The sequence below is a fragment of the Streptomyces sp. NPDC058683 genome (assembly GCF_042716195.1).
GTDB lineage: Bacteria > Actinomycetota > Actinomycetes > Streptomycetales > Streptomycetaceae > Streptomyces.
Genome location: NZ_JBHXSK010000046.1, coordinates 39,743 through 65,142, shown reverse-complemented (window position 1 = coordinate 65,142; position 25,400 = coordinate 39,743). Strand labels below are relative to the sequence as shown.

The following is a 25,400-nucleotide window of genomic DNA, read 5'->3' as shown; positions in this document are numbered from 1 at the left end:
GGACAGAACCTAATCGCATCGCGCGCGGTACTGCCGCGCGCGAAGGCATATCCCGTTCGTTAAGGAGCACCCTTCCATGTCCGTACTGACCGCCGAACCGGGCGCCGTGCCCGCCGGTGAGGAGCCGCCCGATACCGGTGAGCGGCACCGGCTCACCGCCGTCACCGGCCTCGCCGCGCTGTCGCTGGACGCCATGGCGTCGGTGGCGTACGGACCGGAGGCCATCGTGCTGGTGCTGGCCGCCGCCGGTGCGCACGGACTCGGCTACACGCTGCCCGTCACCCTCGCCATCGCGGCCCTGCTGGCGGTGCTCGTCGCGTCGTACCGGCAGGTCATCGCGGCCTTCCCGGACGGGGGAGGGTCGTACGCGGTGGCCCGGACGCATCTCGGGGCCCGGACCAGCCTGGTGGCCGCCGCCTCCCTGGTGCTCGACTACGTCCTCAACGTCGCCGTCGCCGTGACCGCCGGTGTCGCCGCGCTCACGTCCGCCTTCCCGGCCCTCTACCCGCACCGGCTGTGGATCTGCCTGGCGGTGCTGGTGCTGATCACGGGCGTCAACCTGCGCGGCATCGTCGAATCGGCGAAGGCGTTCATCGTGCCGACGGTCGTGTTCGTCGGGGCGATCTTCGTGCTGATCGTCGTGGGGCTGTTCCGGTCGTCGCCGGCCAGTACCGTCACCGCCGCCGGGCATGCCTCCGTCCTCGCCGACAACGCCTCCACCATCGGCGGCCTGCTCCTGCTGAAAGCTTTCGCCTCCGGTTGTGCCGCGCTCACCGGCGTCGAGGCCATCGCCAACGCCGTGCCCTCCTTCCGGGTGCCGCGCGTCAAGCGGGCCCAGCACGCCGAGGTCGCCCTCGGGGCGGTGCTGGGAGCGATGCTGATCGGGCTTTCGGTGCTGATCTCCCGGTTCCACCTCCAGCCCGTCGAGGGCGTGACCGTCCTCGCCCAGCTCGCCGACGCCTCCCTCGGCCACAACTGCGGCTTCTACGTCGTCCAGTTCGCGACGATGATCCTGCTGGCGCTGTCCGCCAACACGTCGTTCGGCGGGCTGCCGGTGCTGCTCAAGCTGCTCGCCCGGGACAACTACCTGCCGCACGTCTTCGCGCTGAAGGCCGACCGCCAGGTGCACCGGCACGGAGTGCTCGCCCTCGCCCTGGTCTCGGCGGCGCTGCTGGTGTTCTCCGGCGGCGACACCAACACGCTGGTGCCGCTGTTCGCCATCGGTGTCTTCGTCGGCTTCACCATCGCCCAGGTGGGCATGGTGAAGCACTGGCGGCTGGAGCGCGGGCCCGGTTGGCGGGGGAAGGCGCTGCTCAACGGCTTCGGGGCGGTCCTGACCGGGGTCGCGACCGTCGTCGTCACCGCCAGCAAGTTCGCCGAGGGCGCCTGGCTCGTCGTCGTGATGCTGCCGCTGCTCGTCGCCGCCTTCGGCGCCGTGCACCGCGCCTACCGGCGGATCGGGGAGCGGCTCGGGCTCGGGCGGATCCCGCAGGCACCGTACCGCGAGCGGTCGGTCGTGATCGTGCCGGTGTCGTCCCTGTCCCGGCTCACCTCCCAGGCGCTGTCCGCGGCCGCCTCCCTCGGCGACGAGGTCCGTGCCGTCACCGTCTGCCACCCCGACCCCGAGGACCGGGCCCAGCTGCACGCCCTGGAGCGTGCCTGGGCCGAGTGGGACCCCGGGGTGCCGCTGGTGAGGCTGAGCTGCGAGCGGCGCACCCTCGGCCGTCCCATCGCCGCGTACGTCCGTGAGGTGACCGCGGCCGAGCCGGCCACCCAGGTGACCGTGCTGATCCCGGAGACCGAGCCCGAGCGGCTCTGGCAGCGGCTGCTGCAGAACCAGCGCGGTGCCGTCGTCGCGCACGCCGTGCGGCGGGAGACCGACGCGGTGATCTGCCGTCTGCGGTTCCGCCTGTCCTGATGCGCCTGATACGCCCGAGGCCGGCGTTCCCCCAGTTCAGGGGGGTTTCGGCGGCCGAATGGCGCTGTCCGGTCGCGGGTTGGTCGAGGCCGCGTAAGAGTCCCGTCAAAGGCGTGAACACCGCCGTAAGGGACCCGTCAACGGCGGCTGAATCCGGCCAGAAAGACGCTTTCCTCTAACAGTCCGAGTCCGTTCCCGAACCTCATCCAGGAGTTCACGATGGCCGATCTGGCCTTCGTCGTCACCGTGCTCGCGGGTTTCGCGCTGGTGGCCCTCATCGCCAAGGGGGTGACCAAGCTGTGACCGCCGAGAACATCGTCGGCCTCGTCGTGGCCGTCGCCCTGCTGGGCTATCTCGTCCTCGCCCTGATCTTCCCGGAGAGGTTCTGAGACAGACATGGGTCCCGTAACCGCCGCCGTGCTCCAACTCGCCGCACTCATAGGCGCGCTGGCGCTCTGCTACGTCCCCTTCGGCAACTACATGGCCAAGGTCTACTCCTCCGACAAGCACTGGCGTGTCGAGAAGTGGATCTACAAGGGCATCGGCGCCAACCCCGACACCGAGATGCGCTGGCCCGCCTATCTGCGCGGTGTCCTCGCCTTCTCCTTCGTCGGCGTCATCTTCCTCTACCTGCTGCAGCGGCTCCAGGGCATCCTGCCCGGCTCGCTCGGCTTCGATTCGGTCAACCCGGCGCAGTCGTTCAACACGGCCGTCTCCTTCGTGACCAACACGAACTGGCAGTCGTACTACGGCGAGCAGACCATGGGTCACGTCGTGCAGACCGCCGGTCTGGCCGTGCAGAACTTCGTCTCCGCGGCCGTCGGCATCGCCGTCGCCGTGGCGCTGGTGCGCGGGTTCGCGCGCTCGCGCACCGGTGAGATCGGCAACTTCTGGTCCGACCTGGTGCGCGGCACCATCCGCATCCTGGTGCCCGTCGCCGCGGTCGCCGCGGTGATCCTGGTCGCCTGCGGTGCCATCCAGAACTTCTCCGGCATCCACGCGGTCGGCCAGTTCATGGGCGGTTCGCAGCAGTGGAACGGCGGCGCGGTCGCCTCCCAGGAGGCCATCAAGGAGATCGGCACCAACGGTGGTGGCTACTTCAACGCCAACTCCGCCCATCCCTTCGAGAACCCGACGCCCTTCACCAACCTGTTCGAGATCTTCCTGATCCTGCTGATCCCGTTCGCGCTGACCCGCACCTTCGGTGTGATGGTCGGCTCGGTCAAGCAGGGTTACGCGATCCTCGCCACCATGGGCACCATCTGGCTCGGCTTCACCGCACTGATGATGTGGACCGAGTTCGCCCACCACGGCCCCGCGCTCCAGCTCGCGGGCGGCGCCTACGAGGGCAAGGAGGTCCGCTTCGGCGTCGGCGGCTCGTCGATCTTCGCCGTGGCGACCACGCTCACCTCGACGGGTGCGGTGGACTCCTTCCACTCCTCGTTCACCGGCCTGGGCGGCGGTATCACCCTGCTCAGCATGATGCTGGGCGAGATCGCCCCCGGTGGTACCGGCTCCGGTCTCTACGGCATCCTGATCATGGCGGTCATCGCGGTGTTCATCGCCGGTCTGATGGTCGGCCGCACGCCCGAGTACCTGGGCAAGAAGATCGGATCCCGCGAGATCAAGCTGTCGGCGATCTACATCCTGATCACCCCGGCGCTGGCGCTCGTGTTCGCCGCGGTCTCCATGGCCCTGCCGACCCCGCCGCACTCCATGCTCAACCCGGGAGCGCACGGCTTCTCCGAAGTGCTGTACGCCTTCACCTCGGCGGCCAACAACAACGGCTCGGCCTTCGCCGGCCTGAACGCGAACACCGACTGGTACAACACCATGACCGGACTCGCGATGCTGTTCGGCCGCTTCCTTCCGATGGTGTTCGTGCTGGCGCTGGCCGGCTCGCTCGCCGAGCAGCGGCCCGTCCCGGCCACGGCCGGCACCCTGCGTACCGAGAAGCCGCTCTTCACCGGCCTGCTCGTCGGCGCGATCCTGATCATCACCGGTCTGACCTACTTCCCGGCCCTGGCGCTGGGCCCGCTGGCCGAGGGGCTGGCGTCGTGAAAACCCGAACGGAAGCCCACGAGGACACCATGTCCACACCCACCCTTGCGCCCCACCAGGACGCGCCGACCGGGCACAAGCCCGCCGAAGGCCGCGTCGGCGCGGGCCTGTTCGACCCCAAGCAGCTGATCAGGTCCCTCCCCGAGGCCTGCCGCAAGCTCGACCCGCGGGTCATGATCAAGTCGCCCGTGATGTTCGTGGTGTGGGTCGGCTCGATCCTGACCACGGTCTTCTCCTTCAAGGACCCGGGCGACTGGTTCGGCTGGACCATCAGTGCCTGGCTGTGGCTGACCGTGATCTTCGCCAACCTCGCGGAGGCGGTCGCCGAGGGCCGTGGCAAGGCCCAGGCGGACACCCTGCGCAAGGCCAAGACGGACACCATCGCCCGGCGACTGGTCGGGGACACCGAGGAGCAGGTGCCCGGCACCGAGCTGAAGATCGGTGACCTGGTGGTCTGTGAGGCCGGCGACATCATCCCGGGTGACGGTGACGTCATCGAGGGTGTCGCGTCGGTCGACGAGTCGGCGATCACCGGTGAGTCGGCTCCGGTCATCCGCGAGTCCGGCGGCGACCGGTCCGCGGTCACGGGCGGCACCAAGGTGCTGTCCGACCGGATCGTCATCAAGATCACGACGAAGCCGGGCGAGACCTTCATCGACCGGATGATCAGCCTCGTCGAGGGCGCGGCCCGGCAGAAGACGCCGAACGAGATCGCGCTGAACATCCTGCTCGCCTCGCTGACGATCGTCTTCCTGCTGGCCGTCGCCACCCTCCCGCCCTTCGCGGACTACGCGGGCACCCACCTGACGATGATCGTGCTGGTCGCCCTCCTCGTCTGCCTCATCCCGACCACCATCGGCGCGCTGCTCTCCGCGATCGGCATCGCCGGTATGGACCGCCTGGTGCAGCGCAACGTGCTCGCCATGTCGGGCCGCGCGGTCGAGGCCGCGGGTGACGTCTCCACCCTGCTGCTGGACAAGACCGGCACCATCACCCTCGGCAACCGCCAGGCCTCCGAGTTCCTGCCGGTACGCGGGGCCACCGAAGCCGAGGTCGCCGACGCCGCCCAGCTGTCGTCGCTGGCCGACGAGACCCCCGAGGGCCGCTCCATCGTCGTCCTGGCGAAGGAGAAGTACGGGCTGCGCGAGCGGCACCAGGGCGAGCTGGCGCACGCCGAGTGGATCGCCTTCACCGCCCAGACCCGCATGTCGGGTGTGGACGTCGACGGCAGGAAGATCCGCAAGGGCGCGGCCGGTTCGGTCATCGCCTGGGTCCGCGAGCAGGGCGGCACCGTCGCCGAGGACGCCGACACCCTCGCAGGCCGCATCTCCGAGGCCGGCGGCACCCCGCTCCTGGTCGCGGTCGAGGACGCCGAGGGCGCCCGGATCCTGGGTGTCATCCACCTCAAGGACGTCGTCAAGGACGGCATGCGCGAGCGGTTCGAGGAACTGCGCCGCATGGGCATCAAGACCGTCATGATCACGGGTGACAACCCGCTGACCGCCAAGGCGATCGCCGACGAGGCGGGCGTCGACGACTTCCTCGCCGAGGCCACCCCCGAGGACAAGATGGCCCTCATCAAGCGGGAGCAGGCGGGCGGCAAGCTGGTCGCGATGACCGGTGACGGCACCAACGACGCCCCGGCGCTCGCGCAGGCGGACGTCGGCGTGGCGATGAACACGGGTACGTCGGCCGCGAAGGAGGCCGGCAACATGGTCGACCTCGACTCCAACCCGACCAAGCTCATCGAGATCGTCGAGATCGGCAAGCAGTTGCTGATCACGCGCGGTGCGCTGACCACGTTCTCCATCGCCAACGACGTCGCGAAGTACTTCGCGATCATCCCGGCCATGTTCGCCGTGGTCTACCCGGGCCTGGACAAGCTCAACATCATGGACCTGTCCTCGCCCAGCTCCGCGATCCTGTCCGCGGTCATCTTCAACGCGCTGATCATCATCGCGCTGGTGCCGCTCTCGCTGCGAGGCGTCCAGTACAAGCCGGTCAGCGCCGACAAGATGCTCCGCCGCAACCTGGGGATCTACGGCCTCGGCGGTCTGATCGCCCCGTTCATCGGCATCAAGATCATCGACCTGATCATCTCCCTCATCCCCGGAATCGGCTGAAGGCCATGAACAACTCCGTAAGCAACACCGCCCGGCTGCTCTGGGCGGGCCTGCGCGCCCTCCTCGTGCTGACCGTGGTGACGGGCGTCGTCTACCCGCTGGTGGTCACCGGCATCACCCAGGCCGCGTTCCACAGCAAGGCGAACGGCTCCGAGGTCAAGGCGGACGGCAAGGTCGTCGGCTCGTCCCTGATCGGCCAGTCGTACAACCTGCCGCTGAAGAAGGGTCAGGAGACCCCGGCTGCGGACCTGCAGTGGTTCCAGGGCCGCCCGGCCAACGGGCTCGGCAGCAACAGCATCAACACCAAGTACACGTTGATCCTTTCGGGTGCGACCAACCTCGCCGCCGACAACAAGGTGCTGATCCAGCAGGTGAAGGACGCCAAGGCCGCGGTCGTCAAGGACAACTCGGTGCCCGGCTACACGGTCACGCCCGCCCAGGTGCCGGCCGACGCCGTCACCTCCTCGGGCTCCGGCCTGGACCCGGACATCTCCCCGGTCTACGCCGAGCTCCAGGTCCACCGGGTCGCGGCGAAGAACAACCTCTCCGTCGACCAGGTGGAGAAGCTGGTGAAGGACCACACCGACGGCCGCACCCTGGGCTTCATCGGTGAGCCGCGGGTGAACGTCCTCGAACTCAACATCGCGCTGAAGGAACTGATCAAGGGCAGCTGATGACCCGAGTGCTGGTCGTGGAAGACGACCCACAGCTCGTACGGGCACTCGTGATCAATATGCAGGCACGCCAGTACGGAGTGGACGCGGCGCCCGACGGCGCCACGGCCCTCCGGCTGGCGGCCGCGCGTCAGCCGGACGTGGTGATGCTCGACCTCGGACTGCCCGACATGGACGGGGTCGACGTCATCAAGGCGCTGCGCGGCTGGACCCGTGTACCGATCCTGGTGCTGTCGGCACGGCAGGCCTCCGACGAGAAGGTCGCCGCGCTGGACGCGGGCGCCGACGACTACATCACCAAGCCGTTCAGCATGGACGAACTGCTCGCCCGGCTGCGGGCGGCGGTCCGCCGTACCGAGGACGTGCCGCTCGCCCCCGAGACCACCCTGGTGGAGACGCCCGACTTCACCATCGACCTGCTCGCCAAGAAGGCCGTACGGGCCGGCCACGACGTACGGCTCACCCCCACCGAGTGGCATCTGCTGGAGATCCTGGTCACCAACCCCGGCCGGCTCGTCACGCAGAAGCATCTGCTGCAGGAGGTGTGGGGTGTCTCGCAGAGCAACAAGACCAACTATCTGCGGGTGTACATGGCGCAGCTCCGCCGCAAACTGGAGGCGGACCCCGCGCACCCCCGGTATCTGATCACCGAGCCCGGCATGGGCTACCGCTTCGAAGGATGACATGGCACGCGGCAGGCTTCGGATCTACCTCGGCGCGGCACCCGGAGTGGGCAAGACCTACTCCATGCTCTCCGAGGCCCACCGCCGGATCGAGCGCGGCACCGACTGCGTGGTCGCGTTCGTCGAGCACCACGACCGGCCGCGCACCGAGGTGATGCTGCACGGCCTGGAGGAGATCCCGCGCAAGGAACTGGAGTACCGGGGCGCGGTGTTCACGGAGATGGACGTGGACGCCGTCCTCGCGCGCCGTCCTCAGGTCGCCCTCGTCGACGAACTCCCGCACACCAACATCCCGGGCTCCCGCAACGCCAAGCGCTGGCAGGACGTGGAGGAGTTGCTGGCCGCCGGGATCGACGTGGTCTCGACGGTCAACATCCAGCACCTGGAGTCGCTGGGCGACGTCGTCGAGGCCATCACCGGGGTACGGCAGCAGGAGACCGTCCCCGACGAAGTCGTGCGCCGCGCCGACCAGATCGAGCTGGTCGACATGTCCCCGCAGGCCCTGCGCCGCCGCATGGCGCACGGCAACATCTACCAGCCGGACAAGGTCGACGCGGCCCTGTCCAACTACTTCCGGCCCGGCAACCTCACCGCCCTGCGCGAACTCGCCCTGCTCTGGGTGGCGGACCGGGTCGACGAGTACCTGAACGAGTACCGCAGCGAGCACCGGGTCTCCACCATCTGGGGTTCGCGGGAGCGCATCGTGGTCGGCCTGACCGGCGGGCCCGAGGGGCGCACCCTCATCCGGCGGGCCGCACGGCTGGCCGAGAAGGGCGCCGGCGGCGAGGTGCTGGCCGTCTACATATCGCGCAGCGACGGGCTCACCTCCGCCTCCCCGAAGGAACTCGCCGTCCAGCGCACCCTCGTCGAGGACCTCGGCGGCACCTTCCACCACGTCGTCGGCGAAGACGTCTCGGTCGCCCTGCTCGACTTCGCGCGCGGGGTCAACGCCACCCAGATCGTCCTCGGTGTCTCCCGGCGCCGCAGCTGGCAGTACGTCTTCGGGCCGGGCGTCGGCGCCACGGTCGCCCGGGAGTCGGGGCCCGATCTCGACGTCCACCTCATCACGCACGACGAGGTCGGCAAGGGGCGGCTCCCGCTGGGGCGTTCGGCGCGGCTCGGCCGGTCCCGGATCATCTGGGGCTGGCTCACCGGTGTGCTCGGGCCGGTCCTGCTGACCTGGCTGCTGACCAGTACCGCACCGGAGGTGGGCCTGGCCAACGACATGCTGCTGTACCTCGCCCTGACGGTCGCCGCGGCCCTGCTCGGCGGACTGCTCCCGGCGCTCACCTCGGCGGTGGTCGGATCCCTGCTGCTCAACTGGTTCTTCACCCCGCCCGTGCACACCCTCACGATCGCCGACCCCAAGAACATCGTCGCCATAGCGATCTTCGTCGGGGTCGCGGTGTCGGTGGCGTCGGTGGTGGACCTGGCGGCCCGGCGCACCCAGCAGGCGACCCGGCTGCGCGCCGAGTCGGAGATCCTCTCCTTCCTGGCGGGCAGCGTGCTGCGCGGCGAGACCAGCCTGGAAGCGCTCCTGGAGCGGGTGCGGGAGACCTTCGGCATGGAGTCGGTGGCGCTGCTGGAGCGGGCGGACGACGTGGCACCGTGGACCTGCGCCGGCAGCGTCGGGCCGCAGCCCTGCCGGACACCGGAGAACGCGGACGTCGACATGCCGGTCGGCGACCACATGACGCTCGCCCTGTCCGGGCGGGTGCTGCCGGCCTCCGACCGGCGCGTGCTGGCCGCGTTCGCCGCCCAGGCGGCCGTCGTGCTCGACCGGCAGCGGCTCCAGCAGGAGGCCGACCAGGCGAAGGAGCTGGCGGAGGGCAACCGGATCAGGACCGCGCTGCTGGCCGCCGTCAGCCACGATCTGCGCACCCCGCTGGCCGGCATCAAGGCCTCGGTGTCGTCGCTGCGTTCGGACGACGTGCAGTGGTCCGAGCGGGACCGGGCGGAGCTCCTGGAGGCGATAGAGGCCGGCGCCGACCGGCTGGACCTCCTGGTGGGCAACCTGCTCGACATGTCCCGCCTGCAGACCGGCACCGTCACGCCGATCGTGCGCGAGGCCGACCTGGACGAGGTGGTGCCGATGGCACTCGGCGGGGTCCCCGAGGACAGCGTCAGGCTGGACATCCCGGAGACGCTGCCCATGGTCCACGTCGACAAGGGGCTGCTGGAGCGGGTCGTCGCCAACGTGGTCGAGAACGCGGTGAAGTACAGCCCGGCGGACACCCCCGTACTGGTGAAGGCCAGTTCCATAGCCGACCGGGTGGAGGTCCGGGTGGTGGACCGCGGACCAGGCGTCCCGGACGAGGCCAAGGAACGCATCTTCGAGCCCTTCCAGCGCTACGGCGACTCGCCGCGCGGAGCCGGTGTCGGCCTGGGGCTGGCCGTGGCCCGGGGCTTCACCGAGGCGATGGGCGGCACGCTCACGGCCGAGGACACGCCGGGCGGGGGGCTCACGATGGTGCTGAGCCTGCCGTTGGCACCGGGGCGCAGACCGGAGCGGCCGGATCTCTCGGCCGCGGTGACGTCGTAACGCCTCAGGACGACAACTGCCGTACGTTCAGCGGCAGATGCCAGGTGTTGCGGCGGTGTGCGGAGGTCAGCGCGTCCTCCAGCGGGGACGGCGGCACTGCGAGGACCGGGCAGTGGGCGTGGGTCAGGCAGTAGCGGGTGACGCGACCCGAGAAGGCCCGGTGCCAGCCGCGCCGGCCCGCGCCGACGACCAGGACGTCGTCGTCCCGGTCGGCCGTCTCCACCAGGGCCAGGCCGGGGGTGGCGCGGACCACGAGACCGTGCAGCGGGACGCCGGCCGGCGCCGCCTCGCCGAAGACCTCGCCGAGCACGACGAGCAGCCGCTCCCGGGCCAGCCGCTGCCACTCCTCGACCAGCGCCGGCGGGGTGGGGGAGCGGCGCGCCGCCAGCTCGCCGCCGGGCGGCTCCCAGGCCAGCACCGGCCACAGCTCGGCTTCCCGGCGTCGGGCCTCCGCCGCCGCCCGGTACAGAGCCGTGACGCTGCCCAGCGAACCGCTCACACCGACGACGACCCGACCGGATGTGCAGGTGTCGTAACCGGACATGTATCCACCGTACTTCCGCAGCGGCCCCGGGCGTGTCCCGGGGACGGACCGCCTCCATGACACTCCCCGGAGCCGGGCGCGGGCCAGTCCCGCAGCCGCTTCTTGGCACGCCTCTGACGCCTGCTACCAGCGTCGACGGCCCCTCCGTCAGCATCCCGTCAACGTCGCCGCGATCACCGTCAGCGTCCCGTCATGAGGCATCGGAGGAGTGCCGGGGGCGGGCATAGCTTCTTGGGTGAGCCCCGGTCAGCCTCCCCGCGTCCGGGGCACCAGCTCTTACCTGTACCAGGAGGCATCCCATGCCAGAACTCTTGTGCGGTGACGATCCGGAGCCTTCCGATCGCTTCCCGGCCGGACCCCTGTTCGTACCCGTCCGGCCGGGACCCGCGGGATGTGCGGCCCGTCTGTTCCGCACTCCCCTGGGCGAGCGCACCGCCGTCGGTTTCACCTCGGCCCGCCGACTCGCCGCCACGCTCGGCCCCGACCAGGCCTGGATCCGGCTCGCCGAACCCGCGCTGCGTGCCCTGACCGCACCGCTCGGCGTCACCACCGTCACGGTCGACCCCCAGCTGTCCGCACCGGCGCCCACGCCGGTACGACCGCTCGCGCCGGTCGCCGTGTCCCTGCGGGTCGCCCGAACCGCCTGAACCGTCTGAGAGGGGAGCGGTCGATGACCACCCTGCACGAACCCGTCTTCACCAGCACGCCGGCCGACCTGTCGGTGTGGCCCGCCTCCACCACGGAGCCGCGGCCCGGCGACCTCGCCGTGGGCGGCGTCCCGCTCGCCGAGGTCGCCGACCGCTTCGGCACGCCCGTCTACGTCCTGGACGAGAACGAGGTCCGCGAGCGCTGCCGCACCTACCGGGACGCCTTCCCGGACGCCGAAGTCCTCTACGCGGCCAAGGCGTTCCTGTGCCGGGCCATGGTCCACTGGACCGAGGAGGAGGGTCTCGGCCTGGACGTCTGCTCGGCCGGCGAACTGGAACTCGCGGTCACCACCGGGTTCCCGCCGGAGCGGATCGTGCTGCACGGCAACGCCAAGTCCCCGCGGGACCTGGAGACCGCGCTGCGGCTGGGCGTGGGGCGGATCGTGATCGACAGCCCCTCGGAGATCGCCCGGCTCGCCGCCGCCGTCGGACCCGACGGACACCAGAAGGTCATGGTCCGGGTGGTGCCCGGGATCAGCGCGGGCGGCCACGAGAAGATCCGCACCGGCACGGACGACCAGAAGTTCGGGCTGTCCATCTCCGACGGGTACGCCCAGCACGCCATCGCCCGGATACTGGACCAGCCGCAGCTCGAACTCACCGGACTGCACTGCCACCTGGGCTCCCAGATCACGAGCGTCAAGCCGTATCTCGCCGCGGTGCGCCGGATGGTCGGCCTCATGGCCCGCCTGCACGAGCAGCACGGACTGGTGCTGCCCGAGCTGGACCTCGGCGGCGGCCACGGCATCGCCTACCGGCCCGGCGAGGAGGCCCTCGACCTCACCGCCCTGGCCCGCAAGGTACGCGCCGAGCTGTCGGACGCGTGCGCGGCGGCCGGGCTGCCGGTGCCCCGCCTGATCATCGAGCCGGGCCGGGCGATCGTGGGACCGGCCGGGATCGCCGTGTACCGCGTCCTCGCCGTCAAGAAGACCGGTGACCACACCTTCGTCGCCGTCGACGGCGGGATGAGCGACAACCCGCGGCCCGCGCTGTACGGCGTCCGGTACGCGCCCCGGCTGGTCGGCCGCACCAGCGGCGCGGCGCCGGCTCCGGTGACCGTCGTGGGGCGGCACTGCGAGGCGGGGGACATCCTGGCCGCGGACGTCGAACTGCCCTCCGACCTGCGCCCGGGCGACCTGCTCGCGGTCCCGGTGGCCGGTGCGTACCACCTCTCCATGGCCTCCGGCTACAACCTGGTCGGCCGCCCGCCGGTCACCGCGGTCCGGGACGGCCACGCCCGTCTGCTGGTCCGCCGCGAGTCCCTGGAGGACATCCGCCGCCGGGACGTCGGCCTGTAGTCCGGCCCGTCCCCCGATCCACCTCCGGGCGAGCGACGGCCCGGCCCTCGCCCGGAGGTGTCCCATCCCAAGTCCCCGTACCACGCCTGCTGTTGAAGAAGAGGTCGCTGTGACGATCGAGAACATCGTCGGGCTGATCGTCGCGGTCGCCCTGCTGGCCTACCTCGTGGTGGCCCTGATCAAGCCGGAGCGCTTCTGATGACCGCGCCCGCACCCGTCCGCGAGAAACCCGCCGGCAGCGTACGGCCACCCGACGCGGAGTCCGCGCGCCGGATCGGCGCCGGACTGCTCGACCCCCAGCAGCTGTGGCGGGCCCTCCCGGCCGCCCTGCGCAAGCTGAACCCGGTGACCCTGGCCCGCAACCCGGTCATGTTCGTCACCGAGATCGGCGCGGCCCTGACCACGGGGCTCGCGATCGCCCACCCGTCCGGGTTCGGCTGGCTGATCACCGTCTGGCTGTGGCTGACGGTCGTCTTCGCCAACCTCGCCGAGGCGGTCGCCGAGAGCCGGGGCCGGGCCCAGGCCGACACCCTGCGCGGGATGCGCCGCCAGACCGTCGCCCGCCGGCTCACCGGCCCGCAGAGCGGCTCGTTCGGCGAAGAGAGCGTCGGCGCGGGCGAGTTGCGGCGCGGTGACCTCGTGGTCGTCGAGGCGGGGGAGCTGGTTCCCGGTGACGGCGATGTCGTCGAGGGCGTGGCGAGCATCGACGAGTCGGCGATCACCGGAGAGTCCGCGCCGGTCATCCGGGAGTCGGGCGGCGACCGCTCCGCCGTCACCGGGGGCACCCGTGTGCTGTCCGACCGGATCGTCGTGCGGATCACCCAGGAGCCCGGCGAGTCCTTCCTGGACCGGATGATCTCCCTGGTCGAGGGCGCCAACCGGAAGAAGACCCCGAACGAGCTCGCCCTCAACCTGCTGCTCGTGATGATGACCTTCGTCTTCCTGGTCGCGGTCCTCACGCTCCAGCCGATGGCGATCTTCTCCAAGGAGTTCATGTCGGCCGCGCCCGACACCCAGGCGCTCACCGCCGACGGCGTCACCGGCATCGTCCTGGTCTCCCTGCTGGTCTGCCTGATCCCGACCACCATCGGCGGACTGCTCTCCGCGATCGGCATCGCGGGCATGGACCGGCTGGTGCAGCGCAACGTGCTCGCCATGTCGGGCCGCGCGGTGGAGGCGGCGGGTGACGTCAACACGCTGCTGCTCGACAAGACCGGCACCATCACCTACGGCAACCGGCGGGCGAGCGCCCTGCTGCCGGTCGGTTCCGTGCTGGGACGGCAGCTCGCCGAGGCCGCCATGTTGTCGAGCCTCGCCGACCAGACGCCCGAGGGACGCTCGATCGTCGAGTACGTGCAGGGACAGTTCGGCATCGCGGCCACCGAACCCGAGGGCGCCGAGTGGGTCGCCTTCTCCGCCGTGACCCGGATGTCCGGGGTGGACCTGCCGTCCGGCCGACGGCTGCGCAAGGGCGCGGCCACCGCGGTCGCCGCCTGGGTCGCGGAGAACGGCGGCACGGTACCGGTCGCCCTGGACGCCTGCGTCGAGCAGGTCTCGGCCTCCGGCGGCACCCCGCTCGCGGTGGCCGAGGCCTCCGGCGACGGCCCGGCCCGGATGCTCGGCGTCATCCACCTCAAGGACGTCGTCAAGCCCGGTCTGCGGGAGCGCTTCACGGAGCTCCGCCGGATGGGCATCCACACGGTCATGATCACCGGCGACAACCCGGTCACCGCCCGCGTCATCGCGGAGGAGGCGGGTGTCGACGACTTCCTCGCCGAGGCGACCCCCGAGGACAAGCTCGCCCTGATCAGGAAGGAGCAGGCGGGCGGCAAACTGGTCGCGATGACCGGCGACGGTACGAACGACGCGCCGGCGCTCGCGCAGGCGGACGTCGGCGTGGCCATGAACACGGGTACGTCGGCCGCCAAGGAGGCCGGCAACATGGTCGACCTCGACTCCGACCCCACGAAGATCATCGACATCGTCGAGATCGGCAAGCAACTCCTCATCACCCGGGGCGCGTTGACCGCGTTCTCGATCGCCAACGACATCGCCAAGTACTTCGCGATCCTCCCGGCGATGTTCGGCGGGGTCTATCCCGCCCTCGACGCGATCAACATCATGCGGCTGCACTCGCCGGCCTCCGCGATCCTGTCCGCGGTGATCTTCAACGCGGTCATCATCGTCGCGCTGATCCCGCTGGCGCTGCGCGGTGTCCGCTACCGGCCCAGCAGCGCCGACGCCCTGCTCACCCGCAACCTGTGGATCTACGGCATGGGCGGACTCGTGCTGCCCTTCCTCGCGATCAAGCTCATCGACTTCGCCGTCGTCCAGTTCATCCCGGGGCTCTGACTCATGACCTTCCTCTCCAGGATGCCCTCCTGGATCGGCCACCACGTGGCGGCGATCCGGGTGGTCATCGTGCTCACCGTCCTCCTGGGCCTCGCCTATCCCCTCGGGATGACCGTCATCGCCCAGGTCCCGGGCCTCCGGGACAACGCCGCGGGCCGTACCTCCCTGATCGGCCAGTCCTTCCTCGACAAGAAGGGCCACCCGATCCCGTACTACTTCCAGCCCCGCCCCTCCAACGCCGGTACCGGATACGACGCCTCGGCCTCCGCCGCCGGCAACCTCGGCCCGGAGTCGACCGTCGACGTCCTCGGCCCGGACGGCAAGCAGAGCCTGCTGACCCAGGTCTGCGCCCGCAGCAAGGCGGTCGGGGAACTGGAGCACGTCGACGGCTCCCGGCCGTACTGCACCCCGGACGGGGTCGGCGCCGTCCTCGGTGTGTTCCGTGACGGCGGTACGACCGGGGAGGCCACCCGGGTCGTGAGCCTCGACCAGGCCTGCCCGGCCAAGCCGTTCCTCGCCACCTACGAGGGCCTGACCGTGGCGTGCGCCAAGCCCGGCGAGGACTACGGCGCGGCCGTCGTCACCCCCGTCCGCGGTGACGCCCCCGCCCACCCGAAGGTCCCGGCCGACGCGGTCACCGCGAGCGCCAGCGGCCTCGACCCGGGGATCAGCCCGGCCTACGCCGGACTCCAGACGCCTCGTATCGCCCGTGAACGCGGCATGACCGAGGCCGCCGTACGCACGCTGGTCGAGAAGTACACCAGCGGCCGGGCCCTCGGCATCCTCGGCGAACCCGCCGTGAACGTCGTCCAGTTGAACGCGGCCCTCGACCGCACGCATCCCGAGAAGGGGGCCTGACCCCATGTACGGCTGGCTTCAGGCCACCCTCGTCCTCGCCGTCGTCGTGGGCTTGCACGTCCCGCTCGGCGACTACATGGCCCGCGCCCTCGACGGCGCCCGCCACCACCGCGCCGAACGGGCCCTCTACAAGGTCTGCGGCGTCGACCCGGACCGCGAACAGGACTGGCGGCACTACCTGTTCGCCCTCCTCGCCTTCAGCCTGATGAGCATCGCCGCGCTGTTCGCGCTGTTCACCCTCCAGGGCGGGCTGCCCTGGTCCACCGGCCACCCGGGCATGCCCTGGCGGCTCGCCCTGCACACCGCGGTCAGCTTCACCACCAACACCAGCTGGCAGAACTACGCGGGCGAGTCCACCACCGGTCACCTCGCGGTCATGGCGGGCCTGGGCGTGCAGGCGTTCGCCTCGGCGGCCGTCGGCATCTGCGCCGCGCTGGCCCTGATCCGCGGCCTGGTCCGCCGGGACACCGACCGGCTGGGCAACTTCTGGGTGGACCTGATCCGTACGATCTTCCGGATCGTGCTGCCCCTGTCGATCGTCGCCGGGATCATCCTGATCGCGCTCGGCGTCCCGCAGAACCTCGCGAGCCCGCACACCGTCACCACCGTGGCGGGCGGTCAGGGAACCCTGCTCGGCGGTCCGGTCGGCTCCTGGGAGCCGCTCAAGCTGATGTCGGGCGACGGCGGCGGCATCTTCAACGCCAACAGCGCCCACCCCTTCGAGAACCCGTCCGCGCTCACCAACGCGATCGAGATCGTGCTCATGCTGCTGATCCCGACCGCCTTCATCCGCACCTACGGCCGCATGATCGGCTCCCTGCGGCAGAGCTGGACCCTGCTCACGGTCGTCGGCATCCTCTTCGGCCTGCTGCTGGCGGCCGGCAGCCTCGCCCAGAGCGCCCACACCGGCACGGTGACCGAGGCGGTCGGAGGACCGTACGAGGGCACCGAGACCCGCTTCGGCGTCCCCGGCTCGACCCTCTTCGGCGTCGCCGCCACCGGCTCCGCCGACGGCGCGGCCAACGCGTCGTACGACAGTTTCTCCAGCCTCGGCGGCGGGGTGCTCCTGTCGGCCATGATGCTCGGCGAGATCGCGCCCGGCGGCACCGGCAGCGGACTGTACGGCCTGATCATGGCGGTGCTGATCGCCGTCTTCGTCGGCGGCCTGATGGTCGGCCGGACCCCCGAGTACCTGCGCAAGCGGATCGGGTTCCCGGAGATGCGGTACGTCGTGCTGTACGCGCTGGTCGCCCCGACCGCCGTCCTCGGCTGCGCCGCCCTCGCGGTCGCGCTCGGCGACGGGCAGTCGTCCATGGGCAATCCGGGGCCGCACGGCCTGACGGAGCTGGTGTACGCCTACACCTCCAACGTCAACAGCAACGGCAGCGCGATGGCCGGCTTCAACGGCGCCACCGACTTCCACAACCTGCTGATGACGGCGGCGATGCTCGTCGGCCGCTATGTGCCCATGGTGTTCCTGCTGGCCCTGGCCGGCCGGCTGGCCCGCCAGCAGCCCGGCGTGGTCACCGTCGGCACCCTCCAGGCCCGTGGCGTCAACTTCGTCGCCCTGGCCACCGGGGCCGCGCTCATCCTGGCGCTGCTCAACTTCCTGCCCGCGCTCTCCCTCGGCCCGTTGGCGGAGGGGCTCCTGTAGAGATTCCCGGACGGGCCGGCCATCCCTCACTCACGCCGGCCGGTCCGTCCGGGCCCCTTCACAGGGCGGCCCGGGCGGCCACGAAGGACACTGTTGCCGACCGTCCCACCGGCCGTGATGGGGTCCCGATGGCGTATGGCCTGGCACGTCGTGAACTGAGACCGAGGGTTCCGCTGCGCCCGGGCGAGGGCGGCAAACACGGTCTGACCAGCCTGCAGGGGCTGGCCGCGCTCTCCCTGGACGCGCTCAGCTCGGTGGCCTACGGCCCGGAGGCGATCGTGCTGGCCCTGGTGGTCGCCGGCACCGGGGCGCTCACCGCCACCCTGCCCATCACCCTGGCGATCACCTTTCTGCTCGCCGCGCTCGTCGTCTCCTACGGCCAGGTCATCGCCGTTCACCCGGACGGCGGCGGCGCCTACGCCGTGGCCAAGGCGGATCTCGGCGGCACCGCGAGCCTGCTCGCCGCCGCCAGCCTGGTCGTGGACTACGTCCTCACCGTCGCCGTCAGCCTCGCGGCCGGCGCCGACGCGCTCGCCTCGGCCTTCCCGTCCCTCGGCCGCGACAAGCTGCTCGTCTGCCTGATCGGCCTGGCCCTGCTGACGGCCGTGAACCTGCGGGGCATCGCCGAGAGCGCCCGGGTGCTGATGCTGCCGACCCTGCTGTTCATCGTGGCGATCCTCGGCGTGATCCTGCTCGGTCTGCTGCGCTCGCACCCGGTCGCCGTCGTCGGCACCGACCGGCCCGTGCACGCGACCGAGGCGCTCGGCGCGCTGGTGATCCTCAAGGCGTTCTCGTCCGGCTGTTCGGCCCTGACCGGTGTGGAGGCCATCGCCAACGCCGTACCGACCTTCCGGCCCCCCAGCGTCAGGCGCGCCCAGCGCACCGAGCTGATGCTGGGCGGGCTGCTCGGGATCATGCTGATCGGCCTGGCGATCCTCATCCACCGCGACCATGTCGCCCCGCGCGGCGGGGTGACCGTCCTCGCCCAGCTCACCGCGGGCGCCTACGGCACCGGCTGGCCCTACTACGTCACCAACCTCCTCGTCACCCTCGTCCTCGGCCTGGCCGCCAACACCAGCTTCGGCGGGCTGCCGGTGCTGATGAGCCTGCTCGCCCGCGACCACCGGCTGCCCCACCTCTTCGGCCTGCGCGCCGAACGCCCGGTCTACCGCTACGGCGTGCTGGCCCTCGCCCTGCTGGCCACGCTGCTGCTGATCGCCACCGACGCCGACACCCACCGGCTGCTGCCGCTCTTCGCCATCGGCGTCTTCATCGGCTTCACCCTCAGCCAGGTCGGTCTGGTCCGCCACTGGGCGGCCCAGCGCCCGCCCGGCTGGAAGCGCCGGGCGCTGATCAACGGCACCGGCGCCCTGCTCACCACCCTCGCCGGTGTCATCCTGCTGTTCACCAAGTTCCTCGGCGGTGCCTGGGTGGTCGTGCTCGCCGTGCCGCTGCTGATGCTGCTGTTCGCCCGCATCCAGCGCTACTACACCGCCGTGGGCCAGGAACTGGGCCTCGGCCGCACCCCGCAGCCCCCGCCCCGGCACACCGGCAGCCTGGTGATCGTGCCGATCGGCGAGGTCAGCAAGCTCGCCCGGCACGCCCTCGGTGCCGCCCTCGCCCTCGGCGACGAGGTGGTCGCCGTCGCGGTGCACGCCGACCCGGTCAGGTCCCGTGAGCTGGAGGAGGCCTGGGTGCGGTGGAACCCCGGGGTGCGCCTCGACATCGTCAACAGCCCGCACCACTCGCTGGTGCAGCCCATCGTCGACTACGTGCAGCGGGCGGCGGAGGACGGCCGCCAGGTCGCCGTCCTCATCCCCGAGGTGGAGCCGAAACACCGCCGCTACGAGATCCTCCAGAACCAGCGCGGTCTGCTCCTCGCCACCGTCCTGCGGGCCCGCACCGACGTCGTGGTCTGCCTGCTCCCGTACCGCCTGAAGCTGTAGCCCGCCTGCCTTGTCGGGTCCCGGACAGCCCCTTACAGTGCGCCTCGTAATGTTCGCCGACCTCGCCGAAACTTTCGGCGACGGCTGCGGAGGGGCACGCGCATGCGGACGTACGACAACCCGGTCATCCCCGGCTTCCACCCCGACCCGAGCGTGTGCCGGGTGGGGGAGGACTACTACCTGGTGTGTTCCAGCTTCGAGTACTTCCCCGGTGTCCCGCTCTTCCACAGCCGGGACCTGGTGCACTGGCGGCAGCTCGGCAACGTGCTCGACCGGCCGGACCAGTTGGCGCTGCCGGACGGGACGCCGGCCTCGGGCGGTGTGTACGCCCCGACGATCCGGCACCACGACGGGCTCTTCCACGTCGTCACGACCAATGTCGGTGCGGGGGGCAACCTCCTGGTCACCGCCGAGCGCCCCGAGGGGCCCTGGTCCGACCCGGTGTGGATCGACGTCCCCGGCATCGACCCCGATCTCGCCTGGGACGAGAACGGCGACTGCTGGTGCGCGGTGGCGGGGGTGGCGGTGGCCCGGATCGACACCCGGACCGGGAAGGTGCTGGAGGGGCCGCTGCCGATGTGGTCCGGGACCGGGCTGCGCGACCCCGAGGCGCCGCACCTGTACCGGGTCGGGGAGTGGTGGTACCTGCTGGTCGCCGAGGGCGGCACCGCGCTCGGGCACGGGGTGTCCGTGGCCCGCGCCCGTTCGCCGCGCGGGCCCTGGGAGCCGGCGCCGGGCAATCCGCTGGTCTCCCACCGGGGCACCGGGGAGCCGGTCCAGTGCACCGGCCACGCCGACCTGGTCCAGGCGGCCGACGGCACGTGGTGGGCGGTGCTGCTGGGCACCCGTCCGCGCGGCTGGTTCCCGGAGTTCCACGTCCTCGGCCGGGAGACCTTCCTGGCCCCGGTTCAGTGGGCGGACGGCTGGCCGCGCATGGGACGGGTGCGGCAGCGGGAGCAGGCCCCGGCCGCCTGGCATCCGCTCGAACAGCCGCCCGTACGGGACGACTTCACGGCCACCGCCCTCGCACCGCACTGGATCTCCCCGCGCAGCCGGCCGGACGGCTCCTGGTCGCTGGCCGAACGGCCCGGGTGGCTGACGCTCACGGCCACCGGGGACAGCCTCGACCGGGCCGGGCACACCTTCGTCGGCCGCCGCCAGCAGCACCCGGACTGCCGTGCCGCCGCGCTGCTCGACCCGGGCACGGCACGCGCCGGTCTCTCGGTCCGTATCGACGAGGCCCACCACTACGACCTGGAGGTGGGCGGGGGAGCGGTGCGCGCGGTCGCCCGGATCGGGCCGCTGCGGCAGACGATCTCCCGACACCCGGTCCCACCGGGCCCGGTGACCCTCGTCGTCGAGACCGGCACGACCGGGGGCAGTCGCGGCGGGCCCGACACCGTGACCCTCTCGATCGAAACGCCCGACGGTGTCGTTCGGCTGGCCGAACTGGACGGGCGGTATCTCTCCACACAGGTGGCGGGCGGGTTCACCGGCCGGGTCATCGGCATGTACGTCACCCGGGGCCGGGCCGCCTTCGACTGGTTCGCATACGCGCCCATGAGCTGATGCGCGACACCTTGACGCTCCTGATGCGCCTTTCTAGAGTCGCCGTTCGGAACGTTCGGTGAAAATACCGAATGTTTCGAAAACGGCGACCCGAGAGCACCACCGAACCAGGACGGCGTCGGTCGTCCCGTACCCCAAGGAGCGCATCATGGGCGACCCGGCACTGTCCCGTCGCGGTTTCCTGGCGGCCACCGCGGCCGCCGGACTGGGCATGACCGCCCTCAGCGGCTGCGGCGGCGACTCGGACGGAGGGTCGTCGGGGGGAAACACCACCATCGAGTGGTGGAACATCTCCACGACCAACCCGACCAAGGGCGTGTGGGCCGCCCTCGCCAAGAAGTTCGAGGCGCAGAACCCCAAGGTCAAGGTAAAGATCGTGCAGTTGGAGAACGACGCCTACAAGTCGAAGATGACGGCCCTGACCGCCTCCGGGAAACTCCCCGACATCTTCCACACCTGGGGTGGCGGAGTCCTCCAGCAGCAGGTCGACGCCGGGCTCGTCAAGGACCTCACCGACCCCACCAAGTCCTGGGCCGAAGGGCTGCTTCCGGTCGCCAAGGAGGCGTACCTCCTCGACAACAAGACGTACGGCATCCCCTTCGACATCGGCATGGTCGGCTTCTGGTACAACAAGGCGCTCTTCAAGCAGGCCGGGGTCAGCTCACCCCCCACCACCTGGAGCGCCTTCCTCGACGCCGTGAAGAAGCTGAAGGCCGCCGGGGTCACCCCGCTCGCGCTGGCCGGCAAGGAGAGCTGGACCGGCATGTACTACTGGGCGTACCTGGCGATGCGCACCGCCGGGATCGACGCCCTCAAGAAGGCCGACGACGACAAGGACTTCACCGGCGACGGGTTCGTCCAGGCCGGGCAGCATCTGAAGGATCTGGTCGCCCTGGAGCCGTTCCAGAGGGGCTTCCTGGGTGCCGCCTACTCCAGCCCGACCGGGCAGGCCGCCACCGTCGGCAACGGCAAGGCCGCGATGGAGCTGATGGGGCAGTGGGCCCCGGTCGTCGAGGCCGACGCAGGCAAGGGCGTCGGCGCGAACCTGGGCTTCTTCCCGTTCCCGGCGGTGGAGGGCGGCAAGGGCACCATCACCGAGGTGTTCGGAGGCGGCGGCGGACACGCGCTGCGCGCCGACGCCCCGCAGGCGGCCGTCGACTTCCTGAAGTTCTTCGCCTCCGAGACCACGGACGTCGAGTTGGTGAAGAAGACCGGCGTGCTGCCCGTCGTCCCGGCCGCCGAGAGCGCGCTGACCGATGCCAACCTGCGGCTCGTACAGGCCCAGTTGAAGGCCGCCACCGGCTTCCAGCTCTACCTCGACCAGGCGTACGCGCCCGCCGTCGGCCAGCAGGTCAACGACAGCGTCGCCGGTCTGATCGCCGGGTCCAAGTCGCCCGAGGACGTCACCCAGGCGATCACCAAGACCGCGAAGGAAGAGCAGTAGGCCGGCCGATGACCTCGACCTACCTGTCCGGCATGCGGTCCGGACCGGATGCCCCGCCCCAGCCGCCCCCGCCCTCCGGCCGGACCCGCTCCCGGCGCCGGCTGCTGCACTGGCTCACCGCGATGGGCTTCCAGCTGCCCGCCCTGGTCCTGTTCGGCGTCCTCGTCCTGCTGCCGATCCTGTTCGCGGTCTACGCCTCGTTCTTCCGCTGGGGCGGCTTCGGCATGCCGTCCGACTACACCGGCACCGACAACTTCACCCGGCTCTTCCAGGACGAGGTCTTCCTCGGCGACCTGTGGCGCTGTCTGCTCCTGGTGCTGCTGTCGCTGGCGCTGCAACTGCCGTTCGCGCTCGCCATGGCGGTCCTGCTCAACCAGCGGATCCGCGGCCGGGCCGTCTACCGGATGCTGTTCTTCGCGCCCTACGTGCTGTCCGAGGCGATCACCGGTGTGCTGTTCGGCATGATCTTCGCGCCCGGCCAGGGGCTCGCCGACCATGTGCTCGGCGCCGTCGGGCTCGACGGCCTCGGCGGTGAGTGGTTCTCCGACCCGTCCACCGTGATGGCCACCCTCTTCCTGGTCATGACCTGGAAGTACTTCGGCTTCCACATGATGCTCTACCTGGCCGGACTCCAGTCCATCCCGGCCGAGTTGACCGAGGCGGCGACCGTCGACGGCGCGAACCCCTGGCAGCGCTTCCGCCATGTCACCCTGCCGCTGCTCGCCCCGACCCTGCGCATCAGCGTCTTCCTGTCGGTCATCGGCTCCATCCAGCTCTTCGACCTGGTCTGGGTGATCACCGCGGGCGGACCCGACCACCACTCCGAGACCATGGCCGTGACCATGTTCCAGTACGGCTTCAAGCGCTACCAGGTCGGCTACGCCAGCGCGATCAGCGTGGTCATGTTCGCCATCAGCCTCGTCTTCGCCCTCGCCTACCAGCGGTTCGTGCTCCGCCGCGACCTGGCCGGCGCCACCACCAACATGAGGGGAGACGGCGCATGAGCGGCCGTAGGACGACCGGACGGACCGTGCCCCTGCACCTGGTGCTCGTCGTGGTCGGCGCGGTGATGGTCGTACCCCTGCTGTACGCCGTGGTGTCCGGGTTCAAGTCCACCGACGAGCTGTCCCGCAACCCGGTCGGGCTGCCCGGCTCCTGGATCGTCTCCAACTACGGTGACATCCTCGGCTCCGGCGCTTTCTGGCGGCTGGTCGGCAACAGCACGCTGATCGCGGTGGGCACGACCGTGCTGGTGGTCGCGGTGTCGGCGCTCGCGGCCTTCTCCTTCGCGCGGTTCGCGTTCCGGGGCCGTGAGGTGCTGTTCACGGTGTTCACGATGGGGCTGATGTTCCCGTTCGCGGTGGCGGCGCTGCCGCTGTTCCTGCTGCTGCGCTCGATGAACCTGCTGGACAACCCGCTGGGCGTGATCCTCCCGCAGGCCGCGTTCGGACTGCCGATGACCATCATCATCCTGCGCGGCTTCTTCCGGGAGATCCCCGGCGAGCTGGAGGAGGCGGCCACCCTGGACGGCTGCGGGCCCTTCGCCTTCTTCTGGCGGATCCTGCTGCCCATGGCCCGGCCCGCGCTCGGCACGGTCTCCGTGCTCGCGGTGGTCACCAGCTGGAACAACTTCCTGCTGCCGCTGCTGGTCTTCACGGACTCCACCTGGTGGACCATCCCGATCGGCGTGCAGCAGTTCCAGGGCCAGTACTCCGCGGACACCGCCCGGGTCTTCGCCTATCTGGTCCTCGCCATGGTCCCGGCCCTGGCCTTCTACTCGGTCGCCGAGCGCCAGCTCGTCGGCGGCCTCACCGCCGGCGCCACCAAGGGCTGAATCCGCACTCCCTACTGATCGGAGTCGCACGATGTCCCGCACACGTCTCAGACTCGCCGGTGCCCTCGCGGCCGTGCTGGTGGCGGCGGGGGTGGCCACCGGCCCCGCCGCCCAGGCCCACGGCCGGCCGGCCACCCTCGCCGAACTGGCCCAGCGCCACGGCCGCTACTTCGGCAGCGCCACCGACAACCCCGAACTCACCGACACCGCCTACACCAAGCTGCTCGGCAGCGAGTTCGACATGATCACACCCGGCAACGGCATGAAGTGGTACGCCACCGAGCCGCAACAGGGCGTCTTCGACTGGACCGACGGCGACCAGATCGTCGGCCTGGCCCGCGGGAACCACCAGCGGGTCCGCGCCCACACCCTGGTCTGGCACAGCCAGCTGCCCGGCTGGCTCACCTCCCGCGAGTGGACGGCCACCGAACTGCGGGCGGTGCTGAAGAAGCACATCCAGACCGAGGTACGGCACTACCGGGGCCAGGTCTACTCCTGGGACGTCGTCAACGAGGCGTTCAACGAGGACGGCAGCTACCGCGAGACCCTCTGGTACAAGACGCTCGGCCCCGGCTACATCGCCGACGCGCTGCGCTGGGCCCACGAGGCCGACCCGCACGCCAGGCTCTACCTCAACGACTACAACATCGAGGCGACCGGCCCGAAGAGCGACGCCTACTACGCGCTCGCCCAGGAGCTGACGGCGGAACACGTGCCGCTGGACGGCATCGGCTTCCAGGCCCACCTCGCCCTGCAGTACGGCTATCCGGCCACCCTGGAGGAGAACCTCCGCCGCTTCTCCCGGCTCGGCCTGGACACCGCGCTCACCGAGGTGGACGTCCGGATGCAACTGCCCGCCACCGACGCGAAACTGGCCGAGCAGGCGACCTGGTACGCGGATCTGACCAAGGCGTGCCTCGCGGTACGGCGGTGCGTGGGCCTGACGGTCTGGGACTACACGGACAAGTACTCGTGGATCCCGGCGTTCTTCCCGGGCGAGGGCGCGGCCCTGCCCTGGGACGATCAACTCGCTCCCAAACCGGCCTACTTCGCACTGCGCCAAGCGCTCGGCTACAGGGGGTAGTCACCCCCGGACGCGCGTCGGGGCCGGTGCGCACCATGTGTGTGCGTCCGGCCCCTGCTGGTCACCGGGCGGAGCGGCGGGGCCGCCCGGGGGGTGGTGCGGTTGTCTG

20 protein-coding genes are annotated in these 25,400 nt (G+C 70.8%); 19 read left to right on the top strand and 1 reads right to left on the bottom strand.

Translation table 11 applies throughout. The features are described 5' to 3' along the window. Nucleotides 1–76: 76 nt before the first annotated feature. The 7 genes from ACFWXC_RS39215 to ACFWXC_RS39185 all read left to right on the top strand — a co-directional run bounded on the left by ACFWXC_RS39215 (nucleotide 77) and on the right by ACFWXC_RS39185 (nucleotide 10,001). The gene (locus ACFWXC_RS39215) at nucleotides 77–1,918 is read left to right on the top strand and encodes an APC family permease (protein WP_384486589.1); all 1,842 of its coding nucleotides are present in this window, start codon (nucleotides 77–79) and stop codon (nucleotides 1,916–1,918) included. A gap of 299 nt (nucleotides 1,919–2,217) precedes the next feature. After that, nucleotides 2,218–2,307, top strand: a complete 90-nt coding sequence (gene kdpF, locus ACFWXC_RS39210; protein WP_016434100.1) for a K(+)-transporting ATPase subunit F — start codon at nucleotides 2,218–2,220, stop codon at nucleotides 2,305–2,307. Nucleotides 2,308–2,314: 7 nt separating this feature from the next. Then, nucleotides 2,315–3,979, top strand: a complete 1,665-nt coding sequence (gene kdpA / locus ACFWXC_RS39205; RefSeq protein WP_384486587.1) for a potassium-transporting ATPase subunit KdpA — start codon at nucleotides 2,315–2,317, stop codon at nucleotides 3,977–3,979. A 29-nt stretch (nucleotides 3,980–4,008) separates the two neighbouring features. Next, the gene (gene kdpB / locus ACFWXC_RS39200) at nucleotides 4,009–6,102 is read left to right on the top strand and encodes a potassium-transporting ATPase subunit KdpB (RefSeq protein WP_384486585.1); all 2,094 of its coding nucleotides are present in this window, start codon (nucleotides 4,009–4,011) and stop codon (nucleotides 6,100–6,102) included. A gap of 5 nt (nucleotides 6,103–6,107) precedes the next feature. Continuing rightward, entirely contained in the window at nucleotides 6,108–6,776 is a 669-nt protein-coding gene (locus ACFWXC_RS39195; RefSeq protein WP_384486583.1) for a potassium-transporting ATPase subunit C, read from the top strand. After that, nucleotides 6,776–7,459, top strand: a complete 684-nt coding sequence (locus ACFWXC_RS39190; RefSeq protein ID WP_384486581.1) for a response regulator — start codon at nucleotides 6,776–6,778, stop codon at nucleotides 7,457–7,459. The genes ACFWXC_RS39195 and ACFWXC_RS39190 overlap by 1 nt, the downstream gene beginning before the upstream one ends. A 1-nt stretch (nucleotide 7,460) precedes the next feature. Beyond that, nucleotides 7,461–10,001: an ATP-binding protein gene (locus tag ACFWXC_RS39185; RefSeq protein ID WP_384486579.1), complete on the top strand. Its 2,541-nt coding sequence runs from the start codon at nucleotides 7,461–7,463 to the stop codon at nucleotides 9,999–10,001. 4 nt (nucleotides 10,002–10,005) lie between these two features. Here ACFWXC_RS39185 and ACFWXC_RS39180 read toward each other — a convergent pair whose 3' ends face one another. Beyond that, nucleotides 10,006–10,545 (bottom strand): universal stress protein, encoded by a 540-nt coding sequence (locus ACFWXC_RS39180; RefSeq protein ID WP_384486577.1) that lies wholly within the window; start codon nucleotides 10,543–10,545, stop codon nucleotides 10,006–10,008. 299 nt (nucleotides 10,546–10,844) lie between these two features. Here ACFWXC_RS39180 and ACFWXC_RS39175 point away from each other — a divergent pair, with 299 nt between their 5' ends. From ACFWXC_RS39175 to ACFWXC_RS39120, 12 genes are all read left to right on the top strand, one after another. After that, nucleotides 10,845–11,192, top strand: coding sequence for an SAV_915 family protein (locus ACFWXC_RS39175; RefSeq protein ID WP_384486575.1), 348 nt, complete (start codon nucleotides 10,845–10,847; stop codon nucleotides 11,190–11,192). A gap of 23 nt (nucleotides 11,193–11,215) precedes the next feature. Continuing rightward, nucleotides 11,216–12,550: a diaminopimelate decarboxylase gene (gene lysA, locus ACFWXC_RS39170; protein ID WP_384486573.1), complete on the top strand. Its 1,335-nt coding sequence runs from the start codon at nucleotides 11,216–11,218 to the stop codon at nucleotides 12,548–12,550. A 109-nt stretch (nucleotides 12,551–12,659) separates the two neighbouring features. After that, nucleotides 12,660–12,749 (top strand): K(+)-transporting ATPase subunit F, encoded by a 90-nt coding sequence (gene kdpF, locus ACFWXC_RS39165; RefSeq protein WP_351712384.1) that lies wholly within the window; start codon nucleotides 12,660–12,662, stop codon nucleotides 12,747–12,749. Beyond that, a complete protein-coding gene (kdpB, locus tag ACFWXC_RS39160) occupies nucleotides 12,749–14,902 on the top strand; it encodes a potassium-transporting ATPase subunit KdpB (RefSeq protein WP_384486570.1) in 2,154 nt (717 codons plus the stop codon). Before kdpF (ACFWXC_RS39165) ends, kdpB (ACFWXC_RS39160) begins: the two co-directional genes overlap by 1 nt. A gap of 3 nt (nucleotides 14,903–14,905) precedes the next feature. Continuing rightward, on the top strand, nucleotides 14,906–15,760 hold the full coding sequence (locus ACFWXC_RS39155) for a potassium-transporting ATPase subunit C (protein ID WP_384486568.1): 855 nt from the start codon (nucleotides 14,906–14,908) through the stop codon (nucleotides 15,758–15,760). Nucleotides 15,761–15,764: 4 nt separating this feature from the next. Next, entirely contained in the window at nucleotides 15,765–17,414 is a 1,650-nt protein-coding gene (gene kdpA, locus ACFWXC_RS39150; protein ID WP_384486566.1) for a potassium-transporting ATPase subunit KdpA, read from the top strand. Between the two features lie 128 nt (nucleotides 17,415–17,542). Continuing rightward, the gene (locus tag ACFWXC_RS39145) at nucleotides 17,543–19,360 is read left to right on the top strand and encodes an APC family permease (protein WP_384486564.1); all 1,818 of its coding nucleotides are present in this window, start codon (nucleotides 17,543–17,545) and stop codon (nucleotides 19,358–19,360) included. Between the two features lie 102 nt (nucleotides 19,361–19,462). After that, entirely contained in the window at nucleotides 19,463–20,929 is a 1,467-nt protein-coding gene (locus tag ACFWXC_RS39140) for a glycoside hydrolase family 43 protein (protein WP_384486562.1), read from the top strand. A gap of 148 nt (nucleotides 20,930–21,077) precedes the next feature. Further along, nucleotides 21,078–22,373: an extracellular solute-binding protein gene (locus tag ACFWXC_RS39135; RefSeq protein WP_384486560.1), complete on the top strand. Its 1,296-nt coding sequence runs from the start codon at nucleotides 21,078–21,080 to the stop codon at nucleotides 22,371–22,373. Between the two features lie 8 nt (nucleotides 22,374–22,381). Beyond that, the gene (locus ACFWXC_RS39130; RefSeq protein WP_384486558.1) at nucleotides 22,382–23,377 is read left to right on the top strand and encodes a carbohydrate ABC transporter permease; all 996 of its coding nucleotides are present in this window, start codon (nucleotides 22,382–22,384) and stop codon (nucleotides 23,375–23,377) included. Next, nucleotides 23,374–24,207, top strand: coding sequence for a carbohydrate ABC transporter permease (locus ACFWXC_RS39125; protein ID WP_384486556.1), 834 nt, complete (start codon nucleotides 23,374–23,376; stop codon nucleotides 24,205–24,207). Before ACFWXC_RS39130 ends, ACFWXC_RS39125 begins: the two co-directional genes overlap by 4 nt. Nucleotides 24,208–24,238: 31 nt before the next feature. Beyond that, nucleotides 24,239–25,291: an endo-1,4-beta-xylanase gene (locus ACFWXC_RS39120; protein WP_384486554.1), complete on the top strand. Its 1,053-nt coding sequence runs from the start codon at nucleotides 24,239–24,241 to the stop codon at nucleotides 25,289–25,291. Nucleotides 25,292–25,400 lie beyond the last annotated feature (109 nt).